Source organism: Mesorhizobium sp. WSM1386, from assembly GCF_055901595.1.
Genome location: NZ_CM148373.1, coordinates 5,018,950 through 5,043,763, shown reverse-complemented (window position 1 = coordinate 5,043,763; position 24,814 = coordinate 5,018,950). Strand labels below are relative to the sequence as shown.

The 24,814-nt window shown below is 61.8% G+C and carries 21 protein-coding genes; 13 read left to right on the top strand and 8 right to left on the bottom strand.

Annotation, left to right across the window (positions count from 1 at the left end; translation table 11 throughout):
* Window positions 1-22: 22 nt before the first annotated feature.
* The 3 genes from AC0NIH_RS24800 to efp form a co-directional block, all read right to left on the bottom strand.
* Window positions 23-4,501, bottom strand: a complete 4,479-nt coding sequence (locus AC0NIH_RS24800; RefSeq protein ID WP_473469248.1) for an NACHT domain-containing protein — start codon at window positions 4,499-4,501, stop codon at window positions 23-25.
* 44 nt (window positions 4,502-4,545) lie between these two features.
* Window positions 4,546-4,926, bottom strand: coding sequence for a hypothetical protein (locus AC0NIH_RS24795; protein WP_473469245.1), 381 nt, complete (start codon window positions 4,924-4,926; stop codon window positions 4,546-4,548).
* Window positions 4,927-5,247: 321 nt separating this feature from the next.
* Complete coding sequence (gene efp, locus AC0NIH_RS24790; protein WP_023766508.1) at window positions 5,248-5,814, bottom strand: elongation factor P; 567 nt, start codon at window positions 5,812-5,814, stop codon at window positions 5,248-5,250.
* 126 nt (window positions 5,815-5,940) lie between these two features.
* Here efp and epmA point away from each other — a divergent pair, with 126 nt between their 5' ends.
* Complete coding sequence (epmA, locus tag AC0NIH_RS24785; RefSeq protein WP_473469243.1) at window positions 5,941-6,987, top strand: EF-P lysine aminoacylase EpmA; 1,047 nt, start codon at window positions 5,941-5,943, stop codon at window positions 6,985-6,987.
* A gap of 18 nt (window positions 6,988-7,005) precedes the next feature.
* On the opposite strand, the gene AC0NIH_RS24780 is transcribed toward epmA, so the two are convergent.
* Window positions 7,006-7,422 carry a VOC family protein gene (locus AC0NIH_RS24780; RefSeq protein ID WP_473469241.1) on the bottom strand — a complete coding sequence of 139 codons (417 nt, stop codon included), beginning with the start codon at window positions 7,420-7,422 and terminating at the stop codon, window positions 7,006-7,008.
* 169 nt (window positions 7,423-7,591) lie between these two features.
* Here AC0NIH_RS24780 and AC0NIH_RS24775 point away from each other — a divergent pair, with 169 nt between their 5' ends.
* The 6 genes from AC0NIH_RS24775 (at window position 7,592) to lpxK (ending at window position 13,295) form a co-directional block, all read left to right on the top strand.
* A complete protein-coding gene (locus tag AC0NIH_RS24775) occupies window positions 7,592-8,935 on the top strand; it encodes a TldD/PmbA family protein (RefSeq protein WP_023766511.1) in 1,344 nt (447 codons plus the stop codon).
* Window positions 8,922-9,725, top strand: a complete 804-nt coding sequence (locus AC0NIH_RS24770; RefSeq protein ID WP_473469238.1) for a 3'(2'),5'-bisphosphate nucleotidase CysQ — start codon at window positions 8,922-8,924, stop codon at window positions 9,723-9,725. Before AC0NIH_RS24775 ends, AC0NIH_RS24770 begins: the two co-directional genes overlap by 14 nt.
* 76 nt (window positions 9,726-9,801) lie before the next feature.
* Window positions 9,802-10,047, top strand: coding sequence for a DUF4170 domain-containing protein (locus AC0NIH_RS24765; protein ID WP_013896111.1), 246 nt, complete (start codon window positions 9,802-9,804; stop codon window positions 10,045-10,047).
* Window positions 10,048-10,052: 5 nt separating this feature from the next.
* Complete coding sequence (locus AC0NIH_RS24760) at window positions 10,053-10,844, top strand: lysophospholipid acyltransferase family protein (RefSeq protein WP_023779385.1); 792 nt, start codon at window positions 10,053-10,055, stop codon at window positions 10,842-10,844.
* On the top strand, window positions 10,841-12,157 hold the full coding sequence (waaA, locus tag AC0NIH_RS24755; RefSeq protein WP_023766514.1) for a lipid IV(A) 3-deoxy-D-manno-octulosonic acid transferase: 1,317 nt from the start codon (window positions 10,841-10,843) through the stop codon (window positions 12,155-12,157). Before AC0NIH_RS24760 ends, waaA begins: the two co-directional genes overlap by 4 nt.
* Before the next feature lie 112 nt (window positions 12,158-12,269).
* Entirely contained in the window at window positions 12,270-13,295 is a 1,026-nt protein-coding gene (gene lpxK / locus AC0NIH_RS24750) for a tetraacyldisaccharide 4'-kinase (RefSeq protein WP_473469234.1), read from the top strand.
* An 81-nt stretch (window positions 13,296-13,376) separates the two neighbouring features.
* On the opposite strand, the gene AC0NIH_RS24745 is transcribed toward lpxK, so the two are convergent.
* Window positions 13,377-13,610, bottom strand: a complete 234-nt coding sequence (locus AC0NIH_RS24745) for a DUF2093 domain-containing protein (RefSeq protein WP_027057465.1) — start codon at window positions 13,608-13,610, stop codon at window positions 13,377-13,379.
* 126 nt (window positions 13,611-13,736) lie between these two features.
* Between AC0NIH_RS24745 and AC0NIH_RS24740 the strand changes: the two genes are divergently transcribed.
* Window positions 13,737-14,324, top strand: a complete 588-nt coding sequence (locus tag AC0NIH_RS24740) for a hypothetical protein (RefSeq protein WP_473469231.1) — start codon at window positions 13,737-13,739, stop codon at window positions 14,322-14,324.
* Window positions 14,325-14,354: 30 nt separating this feature from the next.
* Here AC0NIH_RS24740 and AC0NIH_RS24735 read toward each other — a convergent pair whose 3' ends face one another.
* Window positions 14,355-15,281 carry a LysR substrate-binding domain-containing protein gene (locus tag AC0NIH_RS24735; RefSeq protein ID WP_023766518.1) on the bottom strand — a complete coding sequence of 309 codons (927 nt, stop codon included), beginning with the start codon at window positions 15,279-15,281 and terminating at the stop codon, window positions 14,355-14,357.
* A gap of 92 nt (window positions 15,282-15,373) precedes the next feature.
* Between AC0NIH_RS24735 and AC0NIH_RS24730 the strand changes: the two genes are divergently transcribed.
* Window positions 15,374-16,267: a DMT family transporter gene (locus tag AC0NIH_RS24730; RefSeq protein WP_473469228.1), complete on the top strand. Its 894-nt coding sequence runs from the start codon at window positions 15,374-15,376 to the stop codon at window positions 16,265-16,267.
* Window positions 16,268-16,467: 200 nt separating this feature from the next.
* Here the strand turns inward: AC0NIH_RS24730 and mutL are convergent, their stop codons facing one another.
* Both mutL and AC0NIH_RS24720 read right to left on the bottom strand, forming a co-directional pair.
* Window positions 16,468-18,342: a DNA mismatch repair endonuclease MutL gene (mutL, locus tag AC0NIH_RS24725; RefSeq protein WP_473469263.1), complete on the bottom strand. Its 1,875-nt coding sequence runs from the start codon at window positions 18,340-18,342 to the stop codon at window positions 16,468-16,470.
* Window positions 18,343-18,398: 56 nt separating this feature from the next.
* Complete coding sequence (locus AC0NIH_RS24720; protein ID WP_023766521.1) at window positions 18,399-19,301, bottom strand: LysR substrate-binding domain-containing protein; 903 nt, start codon at window positions 19,299-19,301, stop codon at window positions 18,399-18,401.
* 92 nt (window positions 19,302-19,393) lie between these two features.
* Here AC0NIH_RS24720 and AC0NIH_RS24715 point away from each other — a divergent pair, with 92 nt between their 5' ends.
* The 4 genes from AC0NIH_RS24715 to AC0NIH_RS24700 all read left to right on the top strand — a co-directional run bounded on the left by AC0NIH_RS24715 (window position 19,394) and on the right by AC0NIH_RS24700 (window position 24,682).
* Entirely contained in the window at window positions 19,394-20,944 is a 1,551-nt protein-coding gene (locus tag AC0NIH_RS24715) for a trimethylamine methyltransferase family protein (protein WP_473469226.1), read from the top strand.
* A gap of 43 nt (window positions 20,945-20,987) precedes the next feature.
* On the top strand, window positions 20,988-22,637 hold the full coding sequence (locus tag AC0NIH_RS24710) for an ABC transporter substrate-binding protein (RefSeq protein ID WP_023780502.1): 1,650 nt from the start codon (window positions 20,988-20,990) through the stop codon (window positions 22,635-22,637).
* A gap of 99 nt (window positions 22,638-22,736) precedes the next feature.
* Window positions 22,737-23,429, top strand: coding sequence for a corrinoid protein (locus tag AC0NIH_RS24705; protein WP_352568791.1), 693 nt, complete (start codon window positions 22,737-22,739; stop codon window positions 23,427-23,429).
* A gap of 143 nt (window positions 23,430-23,572) precedes the next feature.
* Entirely contained in the window at window positions 23,573-24,682 is a 1,110-nt protein-coding gene (locus AC0NIH_RS24700) for a mandelate racemase/muconate lactonizing enzyme family protein (RefSeq protein WP_473469643.1), read from the top strand.
* The last annotated feature ends 132 nt before the right edge of the window (window positions 24,683-24,814 follow it).

Sequence of the window (24,814 nt, the reverse complement as noted above, 5' to 3'; positions counted from 1 at the left end):
GGCGATGCAAGCGTCCTTCAGGTTACCTTGTAAGTCGTGCATCAAGCTTTTCTATCAAGCTACTCGCTTGAAGGTTGGCAAGCTCGCGAGCTATCTGATCTCGATACCCCTCAGGACAGCTTTCTATCGCCTTTTCAAAGAGGTTCAACGCCCCCGTCTTGTCGCCGAAGCGAAGGAGCAATTCGCCGGCCCAGTAGTCGTCTACTTCCGGATGAGACAAAATCTCTGGCAGCAGATCCACGGGAATGGAGCGATAGCCAAGCTCCTCCAAGACTTCCACGGCCATCAGTCGATCGTTTGGATATCCCTGTTTGTCTTCGGCTGTATCAAAAATAATGCGCAGTGCTTGTTTGTTCCCGTCCTCAAGAACCAAATCTCTGAGGTTGAACAATCGATCCATAATCGGTTCTTGCGGATCAAATACCTTCGCTGCTTCCAGTCCCTTATTATCCTTTTCGCCCTCGAGTTCTTTAACAGCTTCCAAATCGGCGGCTCGATGGGTATTCTTGATCAGGAGCCCAAGGTCGCACGAATTCAGAACAGCTACCAAGTTAGCATGTTCATGCACTGATAGATTTTCACGGTTGGAGAACTCAACCAAAATACCCTGCGCCATTGATGCCCAGTTTCGTGACGAATCACGGAAGCTATTTCGGTAGATTGCCGCAGCCGCCTCGGTGCGATCACTTAGCAATTTAGACGAATCCTGTGCAAGAGTCAGAAGAGGTGAAAGGTCGCCGGTCCATCCGTCAGTAAGAAATACTTCGTACAGTATCCGCCAGTGAAGCATGTATTCATTTGACGGATTCCTAGGTTCATCCATAAGTTTCGGTAGTAACTCGCCGGCCGCTTGGTGAGCCACATTTTCACCAGCAAGTCGTCTGATACAGTTTAGAATATCCACAACATCGTGCCAGCCAACTTGCTGGACAAGGTGGAGCAAAAAGACTTTCACCTCAGTGCAGCGCCCCAACTTAGCAAGGAGATCGGCAGCTTCTATTGTCGAAAAATGATCGTCGGTTTCCCTAAGAACGTTATCCGGAAGTCGCACTATTTGTTCTAGAAGATTGATCGCAGCTCTGCGGTCGCCTATGGCTGCGAAGATTTCAGCCATCTTTGCCTGCTCTGAGATTGAGTGTGGACCATCCGACTGGGCATTCCTCAGCAACGATTTAACTAAGTCGGTTGCGTTTGCCCGTAGAGCCGCCTCAGCGACGGATAAGCAATCCCAAGTCCCGAGATTTGGAGTGTCTGAAATTACCTTCAGCAAGGCAATTTGGTCTTCAAGCGAGGCGTGTCTCAGATCCTGCAATGCCGTAAGCCGTTCCCTGGTGGATACGCTCGCATCGCGAATGATTGCCATTTGAAATTCGTTCAAACTCCGTTTGCTCTGTCGCTTGGGTATTTCCGAGGCGGCTTTCAATCTCCACGTTGGTGGAACCATCGGGTCATTGACGATCAACTCGAGAAGACGATGTGAATCCCTGCAAGTCTGTTCGATGCCGGGGGATGAAAGAGCGTCAATTGATTGTTTGTAGGAAGTTTCTGGCAGTTGCGCGATTTCAACCAGCTTCTTCGCCGCCAATTCATCCGAACGTCTGAAGACGAACTCCTTTAATCCCTCTATCCGCATCTCTACCGGTATTGAAGAATCGTCGGCTAAAGCAGAGGCATTCTGGATATCACTAGTCGAAAATCCGTTTTCAGCCAGAATGGAAATGATTTTCCAAGCGATATTTGGACTGGGAGCCATTCCCAGCATCGAGATCAGTTCGTCAAGAACCTCAGTGCGATCAAAATCCTCCCAATCAGCAGGTGATGTACGAAGCAAAGTCTTGGCGATAATAATGCGGTATTCAAATAAGGTGAAATCATCCATAAGTAGAGGAAAAAAAATATTCCATATAATATCGCAGTTGTCCGATCCTTCCTCGTCAAAGTGCCGAGCGGCACGGCATCGGTCAGCCATGGTCAAACTTGTGTCGCGGAGTAGTAATGAGAATGCCGTTCTTGCTGCATCTAGTTCTTTGATAAGTGTGAGGCTATCAGCCGATCGCAGGCGGTTTTCAAATCCTAAGCTCTCATCCGCAATAAAGCCATTGATCGACCGAACGCCAAGATCGCGCTCTCCGATAAGGCAGAGCGCTTGCGCGGCATCAATTTTCAGGTCGAAGTCACCGTCTTTCGTCCATCTGTTGAGAAGGTCGCGCGCTTCCTTTCTAAAACCAAGAGTCGCCAGACACGATGCCAGATGAGCGTCGCGAGTTCCGAGGAGCTTGCTCCTAATAAGATCGGCGATTTCCGCCCGATCAATCTGCGTGCTCAGCCTTTCGACCAAGTCGCCCACGTCCTGCACGTATCCCGGACGATGGTCTGCCAACCCAACATGCAGCAGATACAAGCCAACGGCACGAAGCTTCTCTTCAAGACCAAATCGGTCCAACAATTCGAGAACAAACCAATCTGCGCCTTCGTATTCCGGGCCGTCTCCTAGCCGTTGAACAATAGCGCCGAGCGCGAAGTCTTCGGCGCCGACATCAGAAAGAGCCCCTAAGACTTCCGCGCTTTGCCGAAGAGAGATATGCTCCCACGAGAGCAGGGCTTTTAGCGCCGAAATGGCCTCATCGTGGTCATGATGTTCTGCAATTGCCTTACACGCTGCGATCTGCTCGCTGAGGCTGCCAAAATCGCGGCGTTTGGTAGGAGCGAGTGCCTGGCTCCTAATTGCTGGTAGGGCGAGCTCCTTATCGCCTAAAGAAAGAAGGCGCGCGATTGTACTTTCAAAAATGCAATCTATGTCATCTTCAGGTTCTTCATGCATCAACCGTGCTACAAGTTGACGATGTGCGTCTGAGCGGTCGTTCTGAAACAGGATGACGGCCGCTTCTGCTCGCATCCACAGCTCATCCGCATCTGTCGCCATCTCGGCAAGAACGCTGCACCCAAGCTCGCCATACCCCATGTTGCAAAGCAACTCTGCGGCGGAAATGCGATCGCCTTGATACTCATCTCTGCCCCTTGCAATAATCTTAAGAGCCTCAAGCCCCTCATGCGTGTGGCCGGAGTCAAGGATGCAGCGAACAAATTCCACCTTTCCACCAGCTAGGTCACGATCTGAGTATGCGCAATCGACTAATTTCTCTAGAACGGCACCTCGGTTGACGGCCAATCGAGACAACGCGTCGACTCCAAAAATCGTGGCTCCAGTCGAGTACATGTCTCGAATAAGTCGATCAGCAAGTTTACCGGCTACTTTGTCGCTGACGGTGACGCAGGATATGCACACTTCGACCGCGCACACTTCACCGTTTTCACCGAAAGACAGCAATTCAAGTACTGCTGTCGAAATATCATGGCCAAGCTGCTCCCATATCTCACAAAGATACTGAATGGTGACCCATCCAACCAAAAATGGGTCGATCTTCTTCCATGCATTAGATTGTGGCCTATGACAGTTTGCTAGATCAAGGGCAAAGAAGTAGGATCGAAATACATCATGGATGAAAACGTAATATCCGTCCGCTTGGGATGCGATTCCTGTCCGCGAAATAATCTCATCTAATTTAGATGGAATTTGTATCTTTGGAGTATTTTTTGCAATAAGATTGCTAAATCGGCTAAAATCTGTTCCATCTTCCTTCATTTTATTAGATACTGCGCTTAGAAGGCTTATGACTGATTGTCTATCAAAATCGGAAACTGTAGATTTATTAATAAGTGCAGAAACGAACGCTTCGCACAATTCTACTCTAGTTTTTGGCATGAAACCGGTTCGGCTAAAAACCGAAGCAGCGATCGCTTCGAAGAGGGGCGTCCGGTAAGCATCTGCGAGTCCTGCCGCTCCAAGGTGATCCAAAAACTCATCTGCTTTCTCGCTTTGGGCGATGTAGCGCTTTGCGATCAACTTGCGGTCCGATTCCGTGGGTGAGCAAACTAACCAACGTTGAAAGTCATGTCTCTCTTTGTCCAGTCGTACAGCGTTGGGGCGTGTGAACACGATGAACCGAAAGGCGTCTCCGGCTTGGCTATGCAGTTTTGAGAGTGCATCCCAAATGCGTTGGCGTTCGTGTGAGTCCTCGACTTCGTCCAATCCGTCGACAATGACAAGCCACAATTTGTGGCCTAGTTCTGAATAGGGAAGAAAAAATTGACTGGGTATTGCTCCCAAACTGGCGAGAGACATTTCAGTATTGACCGCCTTGTGTAAAGCAGTAGCGAAATCGGACTGCGCAGCTTGTAAAGATCGGGCTGTCACCAATGCAGGCAAACGGATTTTCTCGAAGGAAACTTTGCTCCTATCTTCAAGAATACGTCGCGCTTCAAAGGCTGCGAGCCATCGAGCGATCGTTGTTTTGCCCTCTCCGGGGCCTCCTTCAATGAGATGATTGCCTGAGCGTAATAGCTCGATAACTGATCCATTGAACGCCGTATCAGTTCTTACTGCTTCACTTGCAGGGGAAGTACTAAGGGCGTTTGCATCAGAGATTCGCCTAATTTTCAACGGGACATAGACCTCTGAAAGGCGTCTTGTGGCATCAAGTAGGCCTATATTAGGCAATTGTTCAGCGTGCCCGCAACGGCACGGAGAAAATCAAGTCTTAGGAGAAGTCCTGAAAGCAACTGTGCGCGCTTTGGGTCCTCAGATAACAGTTGTCGAATTGCCTGCTGACGCTCAATTGTCGATGCGGCGGCGTCCCATCGCCTCTGAAACTTTCTGCGCGCTCTGGATGACCGGACGGTTTTCCACGCGGCTTTGCCAAGCGACTGGACCAGGCCGATTGCCGCTCCTGCCAAACTGCCCGATGCTTTCTTTGACAGTTCTGTGCCAAGAAGCTCTGCGAACGTCCCGCCCTCTTCGATGAGGCCGGTCAGAATCGGCTCCAGCCGAGACGCAAGATGATCAAAATTCATTTGCGGCACTGTCATGATTTGCGATCAAAACGTGTGCTCTCGGTCAAGGTACGCGGCATTCTGAGCATTCAACTCAGCCCGTCGAGAGTTGCCACTCGTGACTACGGCTCCTGCCTGAAAAGAGCCGTGCCATTGTTCCCTTTTTGTTTCTGAGCACTTTTCCTGCCAGGATGCAAGCGAGTTCAACCGACTATGCCGAAACGCAGCGCAGCAACAAGCTTCCCCATATCGAGAGCACGGGATACGAAAACTCATCTCAAGTAGGCAACGCCGTGATGATAACCTATTTCGTGGGTGAGCTTCCTAGCAAGATTCTGGGTTCAGAAAGAAGCCCACTCAGTCCTTCGCCCGCTCCACATACGCGCCATCGGCCGTCATCACCACCACGCGGGTGCCGGGCGCGATGTGCGGCGGCACGGTGGTGCGGACGCCGTTGGAGAGGACGGCGGGCTTGTAGGAGGACGATGCCGTCTGGCCCTTGGTCGTCGGTTCGGTCTCGACCACTTCGAAGGTGGCGCGCTGCGGCAGCACAAGGGAAATCGCGATGCCGTTGAACTGCGAGACCTGCACCGGCATGCCTTCCTGCAGATAGGGCGCGGCGTCGCCGACCACGGCTTCCGACACCGCCACCTGGTCGTAGGTTTCCGGGTTCATGAAGTGATAGCCTTCGCCGTCGGCGTAGAGGAAGGTGTGCTCGCGCTCCTCGACATAGGCGCGCTCCACCTGCTCGGTGGTGCGGTAGCGCTCCGAGACCTTCACCCCGTCGCCGATGCGGCGCATGTCGAGCTGCGTCACCGGGGTGCCCTTGCCTGGGTGGATGTTTTCGGCAAAGAGGATCACATAAAGCTTGCCGTCCTTTTCGACGACATTGCCTTTGCGGAGCGAACTGGCGATGACTTTCACCACGGTTTTTTATCCTGCGAGAGTTGATGGGCGTTTGCCGGCTTCTGCGGCGCTGGATGGGGGCCTAGCGCATCTCGGCGCGAACCGCCAGCCCCCAGTGCAAACTGACACGCCCGTGGCCCGGCGATGACCGCCGCTTCGCCCTGGTGGACGCCTGACGTTCACGCCGACCGCCGCCCGCGCCTGATGCTGCGCAATGGCCTGACCGCCGCTTTGCGCGACTGGTTCGCGGCCCAAGATTTCATCGAGGTGGAAACGGCGGCGCTGCAGGTCTCGCCCGGCAACGAGGCGCATCTGGCGGCTTTCGCCACGGAGGTGGTCGGGGCCGATGGTGCGCGGTCGCCGCTGTACCTCCACACCTCGCCGGAATTCGCCTGCAAGAAGCTGCTTGCCGCCGGCGAGCGGCGCATTTTCAGCCTGGGGCCGGTCTGGCGCAACCGCGAGCGCGGCCCCTTGCACCATCCCGAATTCACCATGCTCGAATGGTACCGGGTGGGCGAGACCTATGAGAGCCTGATGCGCGACTGCGCCGATCTATTGGTGTTGGCGGCGACCAGGGCAGGGGCCAAGCGGTTCTCCTTCCGGGACCGCGATTGCGATCCGTTCGCCGAGCCGGAGCGGCTGACGGTGGCGGATGCCTTCACCCACTATTCCGGCATCGATCTCCTCGCCACGGTCGCCGCCGACGGGAGCACAGACCGCGAGGCGCTTTACGCCGCCTTGATCAAGGCCGGCCTGCGCACGGCGCCCGACGACAGCTGGGCCGACCTGTTCAGCCGCGTCATGGTGGAAAAGATCGAGCCCAATCTGGGCATCGGCCGCGCGACCATCCTGTGCGAATACCCGGTCGCCGAGGCCGCACTTGCCCGGCCGAGCCCTAGGGATGCCCGCGTCGCCGAGCGCTTCGAGCTCTATTGCTGCGGTGTCGAGCTCGCCAACGGCTTTGGCGAACTGACCGACCCGGCCGAGCAGCGCCGGCGCTTCATCCTCGAGATGGACGAGAAGGAGCGCATCTATGGCGAGCGCTACCCGCTGGACGAGGATTTTCTCGCCGCCCTTGCCATCATGCCGCAGGCCAGCGGCATCGCGCTCGGCTTCGACCGGCTGGTGATGCTGGCGACCGGTGCGCGGAAAATCGAGGATGTGATCTGGACGCCGGTCGCCGGGTCGTGAGTCCGGGCTCGCCCCAGCTCAATGCGCGAAAACCTGCTCCAGCGAGCGAAAACCCTTGAACTCCAAGGCATTGCCCGAAGGATCGCGAATGAACAGCGTTGCCTGCTCGCCGGGTTCGCCCTTGAAGCGCACCATTGGCCGTTCCAGCCAGTCGATGTCGTCGCGCGCTTCCAGCCGTGCCGCCAGGCGCTGCCACTCGTCCATCAACAGCACGGCGCCGAAATGCGGGATCGGCACCAAAATGCCGTCGACCTTGCCGTCGCTTGGGGCTGGCGCGGCTTGTGGCCGCAAATGCGCCGACATCTGGTGGCCGAAGAGATCGAAATCGACCCATGTCGCCGAGGAGCGGCCGATCGTGCAGCCCAACACCTCGCCATAGAAAATACGGGTTTCTTCGAGATCACGGACCGGAAAGGCGAGATGGAAAGGCGTCATCGAAGATGCTCCGTGCAAGCTGCGGGCTGGGTTGTTGCTTCACTCGGTTCCGGACGGAAGTCGTGAAGCTGCATTTTGATAGAGGTCTATGCCATTGCACAAGCCGGACCGGAACAATAGATGGGTGGGCAGCGGCCAGACGCTGGCCGCAACAGCAGGAATCACAGGCATGGCCGATATAACAGACGCTGCAAGACTGACCGATCGCGTTGCGGCGCTGGTCGAGGCTGCCAAAAAGGCCGGCGCTGATGCCGCCGACGCGGTGGCCGTGCGCGGCCGCTCCACCGGCGTGTCGGTGCGGCTCGGCAAGGTCGAGGCCACCGAGGCATCCGAGAGCGAGGATGTCGCGCTGCGCGTCTTCGTCGGCCAGAAGGTCGCGAGCGTTTCGGCGACCGCCGCGTCCGACCCGAAAGCGCTCGCCGAGCGCGCTGTCGCAATGGCGAAAGTGTCGCCGGAGGATCCCTATCAGGGTCTTGCCGATCCGGCGCTGCTTGCCAAGCGGACGCCCGATCTCGACCTGTTCGACGCCACCGAAGTGTCGGCCGACCAGTTGAAGGAGGCGGCATTGGCGGCGGAAGCGGCGGCGCTTGCCGTCAAGGGCGTCACCAATTCGTCCGGCAGCAGCGCCGGGGCCGGCATGGGCGGCCTTGTGCTAGCCACCTCGCACGGCTTTCTCGGCCATTATGTCGTCTCGCGCTTTTCGCGCTCGGCCAGCGTCATTGCCGGCGAGGGCACCGGCATGGAGCGCGACTATGAATTCTCCTCGCGCCTGCATTTTAGCGATCTCGATGCGCCCGAAGACATCGGCCGCAAGGCAGGCGAGCGCGCGGTGCGCCGCATCGGCGCGCGCAAGGCGGCGACCGGGCCAGTCGACGTGGTGTTCGACCCGCGCGTCGCCCGCGGCATCGCCGGCCATCTTGCCGGCGCCATCAACGGCGCCTCCGTCGCGCGCAAAACTTCGTTTCTGCGCGACATGATGGGCAAGCAGGTCGCCGCTGCCGCCATCACCGTCACCGACGAACCGCTGCGGCGGCGTGGCCAGGCGTCGCGTCCATTCGACGGTGAAGGCATCGAGGGCGAGAAGCTCTTGATGGTCGAAAAGGGCGTCCTCAACCACTGGTTCCTGTCGACGTCCGCCGCGCGTGAGCTTGGTCTCGTCACCAACGGGCGTGGATCGCGCAGCGGCTCCTCCGTCTCCCCATCCTCCACCAATCTCGCCATCGAGCCGGGAGAACGCTCGCCGCAGGACATGATCAAGTCGCTCAAGAGCGGCTTCTACGTCACCGAAGTGTTCGGCCAGGGCGTCGACATGATCACCGGCGAATACAGCCGCGGCGCCTCCGGCTTCTGGATCGAGAATGGCGCGCTGGCCTATCCGGTCGCCGAAGTCACCATCGCCTCCAATCTGAAGACCATGTTCCTGAACATGGTGCCGGCTGATGACCTCGACCGCAATTTCGGCACGGCGGCCCCCACGCTTCTGATCGAAGGCATGACCCTTGCCGGAGCATGAGTTGATCTCGACCGACGCTACGGAAGACCTGCCGCTGCTGCGCGACGCCGCCCGCGAGGCGGGCCTCATCGCCATGCGCTACTTCGGCCAAAGCCCGCAAGTCTGGATGAAGGGCGGCACCTCGCCTGTGAGCGAGGCCGATCACGCGGCGGATGCTTATCTGCGCCAGACGCTGCTGTCGGCGCGGCCGGATTACGGTTGGCTGTCGGAAGAGACCGTCGATGATCCGGTACGGCTTTCGGCGCGCCGCACCTTCGTCGTCGACCCGATCGATGGCACGCGCGGCTTCCTGGAGGGCCAGCGCACCTGGTGCGTCAGCGTCGCCGTCGTTGAAAATGGCCGCACGCTCGCCGGCGTGCTCGAATGCCCGGCTTTGAACGAGACTTATTGGGCGCTGCCCGGCCAGGGCGCCTTCCGCAACGGCAAGCGCATCGCGGTGCGCCAGCCCGGCGAGAAGGCCGAGATTTCCGGGTTGAAACAGCTCATCGACCTGATGCCGGCCCGCTGGCAGAAGCGGTTGACGCGGGCGCCCTACAGCCCTTCGCTCGCCTATCGCGTGGCGATGATCGCCAACGGCACGCTCGATGGCACCTTCGTCAAGCCGAACGCGCATGACTGGGACATCGCCGCCGCCGACCTCATCCTGCGCGAGGCCGGCGGCCAGTTGCTCGACCCGCATGGCCGTGCGCCGCTCTATGCCGGCGAGGTGACCCGCCACGGTGCGCTCGCCGCCGGCAGCGGCGACCTGCTGGCGGTGCTGGTCGACGTCATCGCCGGGCTGGACGCGTGAAAGCGTTTTCGAAGGTTCCAAAGTCGACGGCTTTGGTCTAGACCTGTCACAAACTCACAATATGTGAAGGACCGACATGGCCGCGGAAGACGGAAAGAAACAGCTTTTGCATCTGGTGTTCGGCGGCGAACTGAAGAAGCTTGGCGGCACCGAGTTCCGCGACCTCGACGGGCTCGACATCGTCGGCATCTATCCCGACTATCAATCCGCGCATACGGCGTGGAAAGCCAAGGCGCAAGCCAGCGTGGACAATGCCCATATGCGTTATTTCGTCGTTCATCTGCACCGTCTCCTGGATCCCGACAGCAAGGCCGCCGGTTGACCTCGATGGAGCATGACCTGGCGAAAGGGCCAGCCGGCGATGCCGCGCCCACGGGCAGGGGCGGCAGCCGCACGACCAAGACCTTCTGGCGCAAGATCCGCGAACCGCTCGCGCAGTCGCGATTCGTCAAGAACGCCATTGCCAGCCTGCTGGCGCAGTTCGTGCGCCTGGTGCGCCTGACCAGCCCGCTGGTCGCTGGATCGGCGCGCTTTTCGGGAGGCGCCTACGCCGAGTTCGAGCCCGGCATCATCGCCTTGTGGCACGGCCAGCATCTGTTGACGCCGGCCTATTACCCCAAGCGCAAGCCGCTGGTCGCCATGGTGTCGCGCAGCGCCGATGCCGAGCTCAACGCGCTGATGCTGGAGAAATTCGGCATCGAGGCGGTGCGCGGTTCGGGCGGCCGCGAGAATGCCAGGCATCTCGACAAGGGCGGGGCCAAGGCGCTCATCGCCCTGAAAAAGTCACTCAGCGCCGGCAAGAACGTCGCCATGATCGCAGACATTCCCCACGGCACGCCGCGCGACGCGGGGCTTGGTATCGTCCTCCTGGCGCGCCTCTCGGGCCGGCCGCTGCTGCCTGTCGCCATCGCCACCAGCCGCCGCAAGGTGCTGGAAAAGAGCTGGGACAAGACCACCATCAACCTGCCGTTCGGCCGTTCCGCCGTGACCATCGGCACGCCGATCTTCGTGCCGGCCGACGCCGACGACGCCGAAATGGAGCGCAAGCGCCAGGAAGTGACGGTCGCGCTCAACGCCGCCACCACCGAGGCCTACCGTCTCGTGGATGGCCCGCGATGAGCGGTCGCTGGGCGCGCGCCATGCTGTCGGCCTACCGGTTCGCCGGTGCCGCGGCCTATCCGCTGGTCGGGCCCTATGTTGCCTGGCGCACCTCGCGCGGCAAGGAGGACCGCAACCGCCGCCGCGAGCGCTACGGCGTCGCCGGCCGGCCGCGTCCTGAAGGGCCGGTGATCTGGATCCATGCCGCGAGCGTCGGCGAGACCATCGCCGTCGTGCCGCTGGTCGAAAGCATTCTCGACTATGGCGTCAACATCGTGCTGACCACCGGCACCGTGACATCGGCCCAGGTCGCCGACGAGCGGCTTGGCAACCGCATCATCCACCAATATGTGCCGCTCGACCTGAAGCCGGCGGTCAGCCGGTTCCTCGATCACTGGCGGCCGGACCTGGCGATCATCGCCGAATCCGAGATCTGGCCGATGACCATCCTCGAGCTTGGCGCGCGCCATGTGCCGCAGGTGCTGGTCAACGGCCGGCTGTCCGACCGCTCGTTCACCTCGTGGAAGAAGCGGGCCAACATCGCCGAGGCGCTGTTCGAGAACCTCGCCCATGTCGTCGCCCAGTCCGATGTCGACGGCGAGCGTTTTCGCGCGCTGGGCGCCCGGCCGGTTACGGTGTCTGGCAACCTCAAGGTCGACACCAACCCGCCGCCGGTCGATGATCGGGCGCTGGGCACTTTGCAGCGGCAGATCGGCAAGCGCCCGACCTGGGCGGCGATCTCGACCCATGATGGCGAGGAGGTGGTCGCCGCGGAAGTTCACGCGACGCTGCACAAGCGTCACCACGGCTTGCTGACGATCGTCGTTCCGCGCCATCCCGATCGTGCCGAAGCCCTTGCCGCGCAGATTTCCGGCATGGGCCTGAAGGTCGCGCGGCGCAGCAAGGGCGATCGCATCGGACCAGACACCGATATCCTGCTCGGCGATACGATCGGCGAGATGGGCCTGTATCTCCGGCTGACCGAGATCGCTTTCGTCGGCCGTTCGCTGACCTCCGAGGGTGGGCAGAATCCGCTCGAACCGGCCATGCTCGACACGGCGGTTCTGGCCGGCCGCAATGTGCAGAATTTTCGCGAGGCCTATCAGCGCCTGATCGACAGCGGCGGCGCCAAGCTGGTGCGCGACCGCGACATGCTGGCCGGCGCCGTCAACTTCCTTTTGACCAACGAAGTGGCGCGCCACGAAATGATGGCGGCGGGCATCGCGACTGTCGACGAGATGCGCGGTGCCCTGGCGCGCACGCTGAAATCGCTTGAACCCTATATCCAGCCCCTGGTCGTCAAGTCGCGCCTGAAGGGCGCCAACGGGCGCTAGAGCCGGATGATTTCAGGTCTGTTCGACCTGAAATCATCCGCCTTTAAATCAAGGAGATAGAGCATGATGTCACCCGAAAACCGTTTCACACTTTTCGGCATCATGCTCTAGCGTGGCGTCCGAAGCACCGCCATTCTGGTGGGAAGAGCCGGACTGGAAAGTCCTGGCACTGTCGCCGCTGTCGGCCGTCTATGCGCTCGTCGCCGGTCGTGGCATGCGGCGCGCCCGGCGCGAGAAGATCGAGGCGCCGGTCCTGTGCATCGGCAATTTCACCGTCGGCGGCACCGGCAAGACGCCGGTGGCCATCGCGCTCGCCCAACAGGCCAAGCGCATGCGGCTCAAGCCCGGCTTCCTGTCGCGCGGCCATGGCGGCTCCTTCGCCGAGCCGCATGTCGTTGATGTCAACCACGACAGCGCCAGGCATGTCGGCGACGAGCCGTTGCTGCTCGCCGAACACGCGCCCGTTGCGGTGACGCCCAATCGCGCCGCCGGCGCCCGGCTGCTGCTGGAAAGGCACGGCTGCGACTTCCTGATCATGGACGACGGGTTCCAAAGCGCGCGCATCCACATCGACTATGCGCTGGTCGTGGTCGATGCCCGCTACGGCATCGGCAATGGCCGCGTCATTCCGGGCGGCCCGCTCCGGGCCAAGATCGTCGACCAACTGGTCTTCACCAGCGGGCTGTTGAAGATGGGCGAGGGCAGCGCCGCCGACCGCGTGGTCCGCCAGGCGGCGCGCGCCGGCAGGCCGATCTTCGAGGCCCATACCGAGCCAAGCAGCAAGGCAGGGCTTGCCGGCAAGCGGTTCCTGGCCTTCGCCGGCATCGGCCATCCCGAGAAATTCTTCGACACCATTCGGGAGGCCGGCGGCGAGGTGGCGCTTTCGCGGCCCTTCCCTGACCATCATTTCTATGCCGAGGACGAGCTGGCCGAACTGGCGATGACGGCGCGCGCCGAAGGCCTCGGCCTCATCACCACGGCCAAGGATGCCGCCCGGCTGCGCCATGGCGCCCCGCAGGACTTCCTCGACCGTCTCGACGTGCTGGAAATCGACACGGTGTTCGAACTCGAGCATGTGCCTGAGCGCATCATCGAGGAAACGCTCGATGCCTGGCGGCAGCGCAAGCTGAAGGGCTAAGCAATTCCAGGAAAAGTATGAAGCGCTTTCCCGGGAAAGCGCGTGGCGTTTTCCCTTGGAAATTGCGTTAAAACGAAAAAGCTATCCCCGCTTGCGCAGTTCCGGATGCACCTCGATTTCGCGGCGCAGCGAAGCGGTGGCGTTCACGTAAGGCTCCTGCCTGGCGACGCTCCAGTATTTCAGCTCGTCCAGCGGGATGCTTTCCCCGGTCACGGCACAGCGCACGAACGAGCCGGGGCTGGTGACCTGGAAATCACCATCGAGGTAGCGGATGCGGGCTTCCTTGCCGCCCGGGCCTTCAAAACGGTTCATCATGCGCTGGTGCCGAATGTCATGGAGATTTCATCGCCACAAATCTGCGGCCGGGTCAAGCATGCGACAAGCCTCAGACAATGCCGAGGCGTTACGACAGGTGCGAAAAGCGCTTTTGTTGGGGGCATGATGGATATTTCTTCCGTCCGCCTGGCTTCCTTGCTCAAGGAAGCGATGACGCCGCACCCTGTGCCGTTGGCGAAAGCCGATCCGGTCAGGGCGGCTTTGGTCAGGGAATTGATCCAGCCAGCCACACCCTCCCTGTTCGCTCAACGGACGGCGCCGGCGCTGCTGGCGATGCCTGCGGCGCCGATGGCCGTCAGATCGCAGCAGATTGCTTCGGCCGGTATCGTCGAGGCCTATCAGGCGCAGCTGGAGACAAGGGACGAGGCGGTGCTGGCAACGGTCGCGGCGAGAAAGGCAACGCCCGAAGCCGAAACGCAGCGAGGCTTCGTGCCGCCTTCGACAACAGCCAACGATAACGCTCCCGCCAGGGCCGCAGGCTTGTCCTTGCTGTCGTTCATCCCGCCGCCGGCTCCGGTCCGGCGCGGTCCGGCCGCTCCTGATACGCCGGCAGTACGGCACAGGCCGGCCAATCAATCCCACGGTGCGGTGCCGAATCCCGAACGCCTCTTGGTGAAGATCGGTTTTGTCTCGATCATGACCGGCCTGTTGGCAATTATGGTCTTCGGGTTCGTCCTGCTGCTGTTTCGCTGAAATCCGGATCAGCCCGGAATATATTGGAACCTACCGCTCGGCCCCGATGAACGCCTCGATCTTCTCCGCCGCCAAGCCGGCCTGCTGCGCGATGCGGCGGGCGAGGTCGGCTGCGGCGGTTCGTGGCCGTCCCGTCGGCCGGTCGAGCCAGTAGGACACCGGATTGAGCGCTGTGCGCTCATCGACGGCGGTGATGCGGCCCGACGCTAGCTGATGCCCGCTCAGCGGCGGCCGCGCCAGCGCGATGCCGAGCCCATAGGCGGCCGCGTCGAGCACCAGATTGTAGTCCTCGAAGCGGCGGTCCTGCGGGCGCGGCCGGTAGTCCATGCCTTGCGCCGCGAACCAGGCGCGCCAGCCGGAAGCGTCGGAATCGTTGATCAGCGGAAATTTGAGCAGCCGGGCCGGGTCGCCGCGGCCGATCTCGCGCGCCAGCTCCGGCGAGGCGACGGGGAAGACATGCTCTTCGAAAAGCTGCACCGAGACACGGCCCGGAATGCCGCCGCGGCCGCAGCGGATCGACAGGTCGATGCCCTCGTCGGCAAGGTCGGCCTGGCGGACGTCGACATCGAGCACGATGCGCAGCTTGGAGGGATTGTTCTCCAGTGCCGCCATGCGCGGCATCAGCCAAAGCCCGCTTACCGATGGGATCGAGGTCAGCCGCACGACCGCCGTGCCGCGCGGCTCTACCCAGCGGTCGGAATGGCTCGATATCAGCGCGAAAGCTTCCGACGTGCGCAGATGCAGCCGGTTGCCTTCGATCGTCAGCGAGACGCCACGCGCGCCGCGGTCGAACACTTTCAGGCCCAGCCAATCCTCCAGCTTGGCGATCTGCCGGCTGACCGCGCCATGGGTGATGTTGAGTTTCTCGGCCGCCGCCGAAAAGCTGCCGGTTCGCGCCGCCGCGTCGAACGCCCGCAGGGTTTCGAGAGGCACCATCGTATCTGAGCTGTGATCCATAGTCACAGGTGATCCTCGATTTGATCGTTTGTCAACGGGCCGAAAATGGCGTTTTCTGCCTTTCAGGACGGGAACAACGCGAGGAGAGTGAGATGGGTGCGATGACGGGCACGTTGAATCAGACACAGCGCATGGACACCACGGCCATCGTCGCCGTGGCCCTGACGGTGGTCGGCTGGGCATCCGCCTTCCCGGCAATCCGCGCCGGTCTCGCTGCCTTTCAACCTCTGGAACTCGGCGCCATGCGCTTCGCCATCGCCGCGGTGCCGGCGGCGATCTTCCTTGCCGTCAAGCGCCCGGCGCTGCCCAGGATCGGCGAATTGTGGCGCTTCGCCTTTGGCGGCGCCATCTTCGTCGCGCTCTACACCGCCATGCTCAATTTCGGCGAACTGACGGTCTCGGCCGGTGCCGCCGGCTTCATCATCAATGTCAGCCCGATCTTCACCGCCATCATGGCGATGGCGCTTCTGGGCGAGCGCTTCTCCGGCATGGCGTGGCTCGGCACTGTTATTTCCTTCGCCGGCATCGGCATCATTGCCACGGCCGACGGCAACGGCCTGCACTTCAATGCCGGCGCTCTGCTGGTGCTGGGGTCCGCGCTGTGCTCGGCCGTCAACACCATCGTCCAGAAGCCGCTGTTCGCCCGCCACCATCCGCTGACCATTTCGGCCTCCAACATGGTGCTCGGCGCGCTCTGCCTGGCGCCCTTCCTGCCTGCCGCTTTCCAGCAGGCGGCTGTCGCCGACACCGCCGGTCTCGGCGCCGTCGTCTATCTCGGCATCGTGCCGAGCCTGATCGCCTATGCCGCCTGGGCGACCGCCCTGTCGCGCCTGCCTGCGGCGCGAGCCTCGAACTTCCTCTATCTGGTCTCGCCGGTGTCCGCCCTGATCGGCTTCTTCTGGCTCGGCGAAGTGCCGACCCTGCTCGGCATCCTCGGCGGCGCGCTGGCGCTCGGGGGTGTGATCGTGGTGAATTTGAAGCGGTGAATCAGAGGGTTGGGATTGTTCCTTGATTCGAAAAGAGCCGCTTAAAGCGGCTCTTTTCGGACCCCCACCCGGACCTTCGGTCCGACCTCCCCACAAGGGGGAGGTGGGGAGCCCAGCCTTTCACCCTACCCCTTGTGGGGAGGGTCGCTGCGAAGCAGCGGGGTGGGGGCTGCGCCGGCGAACCTCGCAGGCTGCCGCCTTCACCGCCGCCCGAACAGCCGCTCGATATCGGCCAGTTTGAGTTCGATATAGGTCGGCCGCCCATGATTGCAGGTTCCGGAACCCGGCGTCGCCTCCATCTGCCGCAGCAACGCGTTCATCTCCTCGGGCTTGAGCAGCCGGCCGGAGCGTACCGATCCGTGGCAGGCCATGGTGGCGGCGATCTTGTCCAGCCGCTCCTTCAGCGTCTCGACCGTGTCGTTGTCGGCGATCTCGTCGGCGAGGTCGCGCACCAATTGCCCGACATTGGTCTCGCCCAGCATTGACGGCGTCTCGCGCACAGCAACGGCGCCCGGGCCGAAACGCTCGATGCCGAGGCCGAAGCGGGCGAGCGTTTCCGAATGCATGGCGAGCCGCTCGGCATCCTCTTCCGGCAGGTCGATGATTTCCGGCAGAAGCAGCATTTGGGAGGGGACCGGCCGCGAATGCAGCGCGTTCTTCAGCGCTTCGTAGACCAGCCGCTCATGCGCAGCATGCTGGTCGACGATGACCAGCGAATCGCGGGTTTGCGCCACGATGTAGTTCTCGTGCACCTGCGCGCGTGCCGCGCCAAGCACCGCGCCGAGCAGCGTCTCGGCCGCCTCGCTCTGACCGGCGCGCGCATCGGCGCTGGCAAGCGGGCCGGCGTCGAACGCCGCCTGGTCGGGCTCGCGCAAACCGCGGTGCTCGAAGCTCGCGTCGTCGAACTGCATATCGAGCGGCCGCTGCGACGATCGCGCTGGATCGAAACCGGCCGAGCCGGAGGCGTGGTACGATGCTTCGTAGCTGCGATGGCCGTTGGCCGGGCCGCCATGGCCATAGGGTGCGGCACCCGGCCGGAACGCCGCCATCATGCCGGCCGCACCCGTGGTGGCTGAACGGATGCCGGCATCGGCCAGTGCCTGGCGGATGGCGCCGACGATCAGCCCGCGCACCAGGCCCGGATCGCGAAAACGGACGTCGGCCTTGGCCGGGTGGACGTTGACGTCGACGGTTCCCGGATCGAGTGTCAGGAACAGCACCGTCACCGCGTGGCGGTCGCGCGGCAGGACGTCGGCGAAGGCGCCTCGGATGGCGCCGGCGATCAGCTTGTCGCGCACCGGTCGGCCGTTGACATAGGCATATTGCTGCAGCGCGTTGGCGCGGGTGAAGGACGGGATCGACACATGGCCGGTCAGATGCACGCCTTCGCGCATCGCGTCGATGGGAATCGAATTGTCGGGAAACTCGGCGCCCATCACCTGGGCGACGCGGCGCAGGCTGCCTTCCGCGTTGTCGCCCGTTGCCGGCAATTCCAGCGTCGAGCGGTCGGAGCCTGCCAGCGTGAACCGTACGGCGGGAAAGGCGATGGCGATGCGCTTGACCACATCGCTGATGGCCGAGCTTTCGGCGCGCTCGCCTTTCATGAATTTCAGCCGTGCCGGTGTTGCGAAGAACAGGTCGCGCACCTCGACGGTGGTGCCGCGATTGGCCGCTGCCGGCTTGACGGGCAGGATACGGCCGCCCTCGATGCCGATCTCGGCGGCGCTGTCGCCCAAGGCTGAGCGCGAGCGGATCGACAGCCGCGACACCGAGCCGATCGACGGCAGGGCCTCGCCGCGAAAACCAAGTGAGCGAATGTCGTGGATATCCTCGGCAAGCTTGGACGTGCAGTGGCGCGCGATGGCCAGCGAAAGCTCCTGTTCGGGGATGCCGGAGCCGTCATCGGTGACGCGGATCAGGTTCAACCCGCCGCCAGCGGTGACAACTTCGACCTTGCTCGCACCGGCATCGAGCGCGTTCTCGACCAATTCCTTGACCACGCTTGCCGGACGCTCGATGACTTCGCCGGCGGCGATCTGGTTGATCATCGTTTCGGAAAGCTGGCGAATGGGCATGACGACAGTATAGGCGGATTCGTGTCGCGCGGGCGAGGGTGAACTGAGCAAACGAATTACGCCTGCGCGACCAGCCAGTCCCTGACCTTGCGGGCATTGTCGCTGAGTTCGCGGTTCTTCGGCCAGATGACATGGAATCCGATGCCGGTCCTCAGCACGTGATCCGTCACCGGCACCAACAGTCCTGATGCCACGAGCCGCTCGACAAGATGACGCCAGCCGAGCGATATGCCTTGTCCCTCCATGACCGCCTGAATCACCAGGGCATAGTCATTGATGCGCAATCCTCGCTCGGCATTCCGTAGGCTGGTTCCGGCTGACGCGAACCATTCGTCCCAGTTCGGGGCCTCGCGGTAGGGCTCCTCGAGATGGATGAGCCGGTGCATGGCAAGTTCGGCGACGGTCTCCGGCAGCCCAAACTTCGCCAGATAGTTGGGTCCCGCGACCGGGAAGATCTCCTCGTCGGCAAGCGACAGCGAATGATAATCCGGCCAGTCGCGCGGCACGCCGCCGCGTACGCCTAGCGGGATGCCCTCGGCGATGATGTCGAGGTCGCGGTCGGCGGTCTGGATGCGCAGATCGACGCCTGGCAGTTCGTCGCGGAACTGCTGCAGCCGCGGCATCATCCAGAACGAGCCGAAGGCGGTCGAGGCGGCGAGCGTCACATGGCCGCCGGTCGCCTGCAGGCGCAGATCCTCCGCCGACTTGCGGATATGCGACAGCCCGAGCGAGACGTCGGCGTGGAAGCGCTCGCCGGCCTCCGTCAGGAGAACCTGGCGGTGGCGGCGCTGGAAGAGCTTGGCGCCGAGCTGTTCCTCCAGCCCGCGCACGGCGTAGGAGACGGCCGCCTGCGTCATGCCGAGCTCGCGACCGGCGGCGGTGAAGCTCGACAGCCGGCCCGCCGCCTCGAAGACGATCAGGCTGCCGGCCGAGGGCAGGAGGTGGCGCAGGCTTCGCATAAGGAGAGTTTATACAAGAGATCAGGATTTTCCAGCGTCACAGCTATATCTCGTCTCGCTAAGTTGACGGGGCTGTTGGAGGATGAGTTGCCATGAATGCACCGGCCGTTGCCATGACCGAACACGCCAACCGCAGAAGTGGCGGCCGCCTGGGACGGAAGGCGCTGCGAGGCGCTCCGGTCACGTCGTTCCCGACACTGGTGCGCGAGATCCCGGCCTATCAGATGGTCCCTGACGAGGCTGTGGAGTTGATCCACCAGGAATCGCTCTCGATCCTCGAAGAGGTCGGCTGCGAGTTCCGCGACGATGAGGCGATCGCCCTGTGGAAGGCCGCCGGAGCCGATGTCACCGAGACGCGCGTCCGTATCGACCGTGGGCTGTTGATGGAACTGGTCTCCAAGGTCCCATCGGAGTTTACCCTCAATGCCCGCAACCCCGAGCGTACCGTCCGTGTCGGCGGCAAGAACTCCATCTTCGTGCCGATGTATGGCGCACCCTATGTGCGCGACCTCGACAACAACAGGCGCTACGGTTCGCTCGCCGACCTCAACAATTTCCACAAGCTCGCCTACATGGCGCCGGCGCTGCACTCGTCGAGCTCGGTCATCTGCGAGCCGATGGAAATTGCGGTGCCGAAGCGTCACCTCCACATCATCCATTCGGCGCTGAAGCATTCCGACAAGCCGTTCATGGGCATCGTCACCTCGAAGGAACGCGCTGAGGACACGATGGCGATGGCGGGGATCGTATTCGGCGAGGAGTTCGTCCGCGACAATCCCGTCCTGGTATCGATCACCAATTGCAATTCGCCGCTGGTGTGGGACGCCACCATGCTGGACGCCATGAAGGTCTATGCGCGCCACAACCAGCCGCTGATCCTGGCGCCCTTCGCGCTGTGCGGCGCCTCGACCTCGGCCTCCGCGGTCGGTGCGGTCGCGCAGGTCAATGCGGAAGCGCTGGCCGGCGTCGCATTTACGCAGCTGCTGCGTCCGGGTTCGCCGCAGATCTACGGACAGTTCATGGTCACGGTCGACATGAAGACCGGGGCGCCGATGGGCGGCACGCCGGAGGCGGCGCAGATGATGTACCTGATGGGCGCGCTGGCCAGGAGATACCGGCTGCCTTGGCGCACCTCCGGCTTCCATGTCGGCTCCAAGCTCAACGACGCCCAGGCCGGCTACGAGGCGAACATGCTGATGCATGCCGCCATCCTCGCCGGCGCCAACTACATCTGGCATTCCGCCGGATGGCTGGAGGCGGGGCTGACCTGCGGTTATTCGAAATTCGCGACCGACTGCGAGCAGCTCATCGGCTGGTATAAATATGCCGGCGGGCTGCCGTTCGACGACTTCAAGGAAGCGATGGCGGCGATCCGCGAAGTGGGGCCGCAGGGCCATTTCCTCGGCACCCAGCATACACTCGAACATTTCGAGTCCGCTTTCTTCATGCCCTCGATCATGGACTTCAATTCGTTCGAACAGTGGAAGGCCGAAGGGGCGAAGGACCACGACACCCGCGGCCGCGAAAAAGCGCGCAACATGCTCGCCGATTATGAAGAGCCGAAGCTCGATGAGGGTGTCGCCGAGGGTCTCGCGGATTTTATTGCCCGGCGCGAGGAAAAGCTGCCGGATAGCGTTAGTTGAGAGAGAACGGGCAAAGAACCGACGGAACCAATGGGAGAGCGAAATGACACTTTTCAGAAGCAATAGCGACCGGGTCCCCGCCGCCATAGAGGCGATGGCTGAGGACGCGCGCGCGGGTCGCATGGACCGGCGCGAATTCCTGGCATTGGCCAGCGCCTTCGGCGCCACGACGGCTTTCGCCTATGGCATGATCGGCCTTGCCGCGCCGACAAAGGCCCTGGCGGAAGAGCCGAAAAAGGGTGGAACGCTGCATGTCGCAATGTCGGTCAAGGCGCAGAAGGACCCGCGCACCTATGACTGGACGGAAATGGCAAACGTCACCCGGACCTGGCTCGAGCCGCTTGTCCGTTATACGCGCCAGTTCACGTTCGAGCCGGTCCTGCTCGAAAGCTGGGACGTCAATGACGATGCCACCGAATACACGCTGCATCTGCGCAAGGGTGTGACCTGGAACAATGGCGATGCCTTCAACGCCGACGACGTGGTCGCCAATCTGAACCGCTGGTGCGAGAAGGGTGCTTCCGGCAATTCCATGGCGGCACGCGTCGGCGCGCTGATAGACACCAAGACCGGCAAGGCGAAGGATGGTGCCATCACCAAGGTCGACGACCATACGGTCAAGCTGAAACTCAATGAACCCGACATTGCGATCATACCGGGCTTAACCGACTATCCGGCGCTGGTCGTGCATCGCGATTTCGACAAGGATGGCGCCGACCCGACCACCAAGCCAATTGGTACCGGGGCCTTCGAATTGGTCTCCTACGCGGTCGGCCAAAAGGCGGTGGTAAAGCGCCGCGAAAACGGCAAATGGTGGGGTGGCGAAGCACCGCTCGACAGTGTCGAGTTCATCGACTACGGCACCGACTTCAATGCCACGCTGAATGCCTTCGAATCCGGCGAGATCGACCTCGATTTCGAAACGCCGGCCGACTTCATAGACGCCCTCGACAAGATGGATCTGGTGAAATCGGAGGTCGCGACAGCGACCACGCTGGTTGCCCGCACCAACGTAACCCACAAGCCCTATGACGATCAGCGGGTGCGCAATGCACTGCAGATGGCTGTCGACAACGATGCCGTGATGCAGCTCGGCTATGCCGGACGCGGCACTGTCGGCGAGAATCACCATGTCGCCCCGATCCATCCCGAATACTATCCGCTGCCAAAGAAGACACGGGATGCGGCGGGCGCCAAGAAGCTGATGGCGGATGCCGGCCAGGCGGATTTCGAGCACGAGCTGATCACCGTCGAGGACGAATGGCAGAAGAACACCGGCGACGCGATCGCCGGCCAACTGCGCGACGCCGGCATCAAGGTGAAGCGTACGGTGCTCCCGGGCTCGACCTTCTGGAACGATTGGACGAAGTATCCCTATTCCATGACGATCTGGTACATGCGCCCGCTCGGCGTGCAGGTGCTGGCGCTGGGATACCGCACCGGCGAGGCCTGGAATGAGACGGCCTATTCCAACCCGGACTTCGACGCCAAGCTCAAGCAGGCGCTGTCGCTGGCCGATCCCGCCCAGCGCAAGGAGGTGATGAAGGACGTCGAGCAGATCCTGCAGGACTCCGGCGTCATCATCCAGCCGTTCTGGCAGAAGCTCTACTGCCATATGAGCAAGAAGGTGAAGAACTACGGCATGCACCAGACCTACGAAATGGACTTCCAGAACGTCTGGCTGAACGCCTGATATAACTGCCGAGACATGCAGGAAAACGCTGCCGGCGCCTGTCACAAAAGGCGCCGGCGGCCCGTAAATCACTGACACGCAAATTCAAGCAGGCAGAAAATGGCCGACGACGAGATCATCCTTTCCGAGCTTTCCGACGATGAGTTGGTGCAGCAGATGCACGACGATCTCTATGACGGGCTGAAGGAAGAGATCGAGGAAGGCACGCGGATCCTGCTCGAGCGCGGCTGGGTGCCCTACAAGGTGCTGACCGAGGCGCTGGTCGAAGGCATGCGCATCGTCGGCGAGGATTTTCGCGACGGCATCCTGTTCGTTCCCGAAGTGCTGTTGTCGGCCAACGCCATGAAGGCCGGCATGTTCATCCTGCGTCCGCTGCTGGCCGCCACCGGCGCGCCCAAGCAGGGCAAGATGGTGATCGGCACCGTCAAGGGCGACATCCACGACATCGGCAAGAACCTGGTCGGCATGATGATGGAGGGCGCCGGCTTCGATGTCATCGACCTTGGCATCAACAATGCGGTCGAGAAATATCTCGATGCCATCGAGCAGCACCAGCCCGACATCATCGGCATGTCGGCATTGCTGACCACGACCATGCCCTACATGAAGGTCGTCATCGACACGATGAAGGAAAAGGGCATCCGCGACGACTATGTCGTGCTGGTCGGCGGCGCGCCGCTCAACGAGGAATTCGGCAAGGCCGTCGGCGCCGACGCCTATTGCCGCGATGCCGCCGTGGCGGTCGAGACCGCCAAGGACTACATGAAGCGCAAGCACAATGTGCGGGTCTGAGCACGGCAGCCGGGACAAGTTTGTGACCGAGAGCGCCGTCATGCAGTGGCCTGTCATGCAGTGGCTCCTCATGCACTGGCCCGCCATGCAGAGGAACGGCAAGATGGCAGGGATAGCTTGGCTCGAAGGGAGCTGAGATCGGCATGCGTATCGAAACGATCAAGGTCTATCAGGTGCATCTGCCGGTGAAAGGCGGTGCCTATCGGATGGCTAGCGATACCGTGCAGGATCTGGACAGCACGCTCGTTGAAGTGACCACCGAGGACGGGCTGTCGGGCTGGGGCGAGACTTGCCCGGTCGGTCCTGTCTATCAGCCCCAACATGCCCTGGGCGCGAGAGCGGCAATTGCCGAAATAGCACCTGGCTTTGTCGGCGAGGACACGACGTCCTTGCGCCGTCTCGCGAAAAGAATGGACGAGCGGCTGAACGGTCACAACTATGCCAAGGCGGCCTTGGACATAGCGCTCCTCGACCTCGCCGGCCAGCGGCTGGGCGTTCCGGTCTCGACACTTCTGGGTGGTGCGCTCACCGATCGTGTGCCGTCCTACTATTCGACGATTGTCGGCGCGCCGGACGAGACGGCGCGCATCGCCGCCGACAAGGTCAAGGCAGGGTACCCACGGCTTCAGATCAAGATAGCCGGGCGCGATCTCGAGCAGGACGTCGCCACCGTGCACAAAGTATGGGAAGCGGTCGGCTTCAAGGCCCGGATAGCCGTCGACGCCAATCGTGGCCTCACCGCCGCGGCGACGCTGCACATCGACCGGCTTTGCCAGGCGATCCCGTTTGTGTTCGAACAGCCTTGCAACACCATGGAGGAGGTTGCGAGCCTCAAGGGGCGCGTTACCCATCCAGTCTACCTCGATGAGAATACCGAGGATCTGAATGCCGTCCTGCGGGCAATTTCTTCGGGTATCGCAGACGGATTTGGGTTGAAGGTCACCCGCCTTGGCGGCCTCACCAAGATGGCCACCGTCCGCGACCTCTGTGCGATACGATCTCTTCCGCACAGCTGCGACGATGCCTGGGGCGGGGATGTCATCGCCGCGGCATGCGTGCACCTCGCCGCCACCGTCGAACCGAGACGTTTCGAGGGCGCCTGGATCGCGCAGGAATACATCGAAGGGCATACCGACCCCGTAAACCCCGTCGTCATCGAAAACGGCCATATACGCGTCCCGCAGACGCCGGGGCTCGGTGTCAAGCCCGAGCGCTCCCGTCTCAACGCGCCTGTCGCGACTTTCGGAGGCTGAGGATCCCATGATGTATTGTCGGCAGTTGACCGCGGAAGTGCTTTTGCAAACTTCCAGGACGTCTGGCGGGGCGCCCTGGACTGGCCGCCAGGGACTTCATGAGCCGCAAAAAAGCCGATATGCAGGATGCGT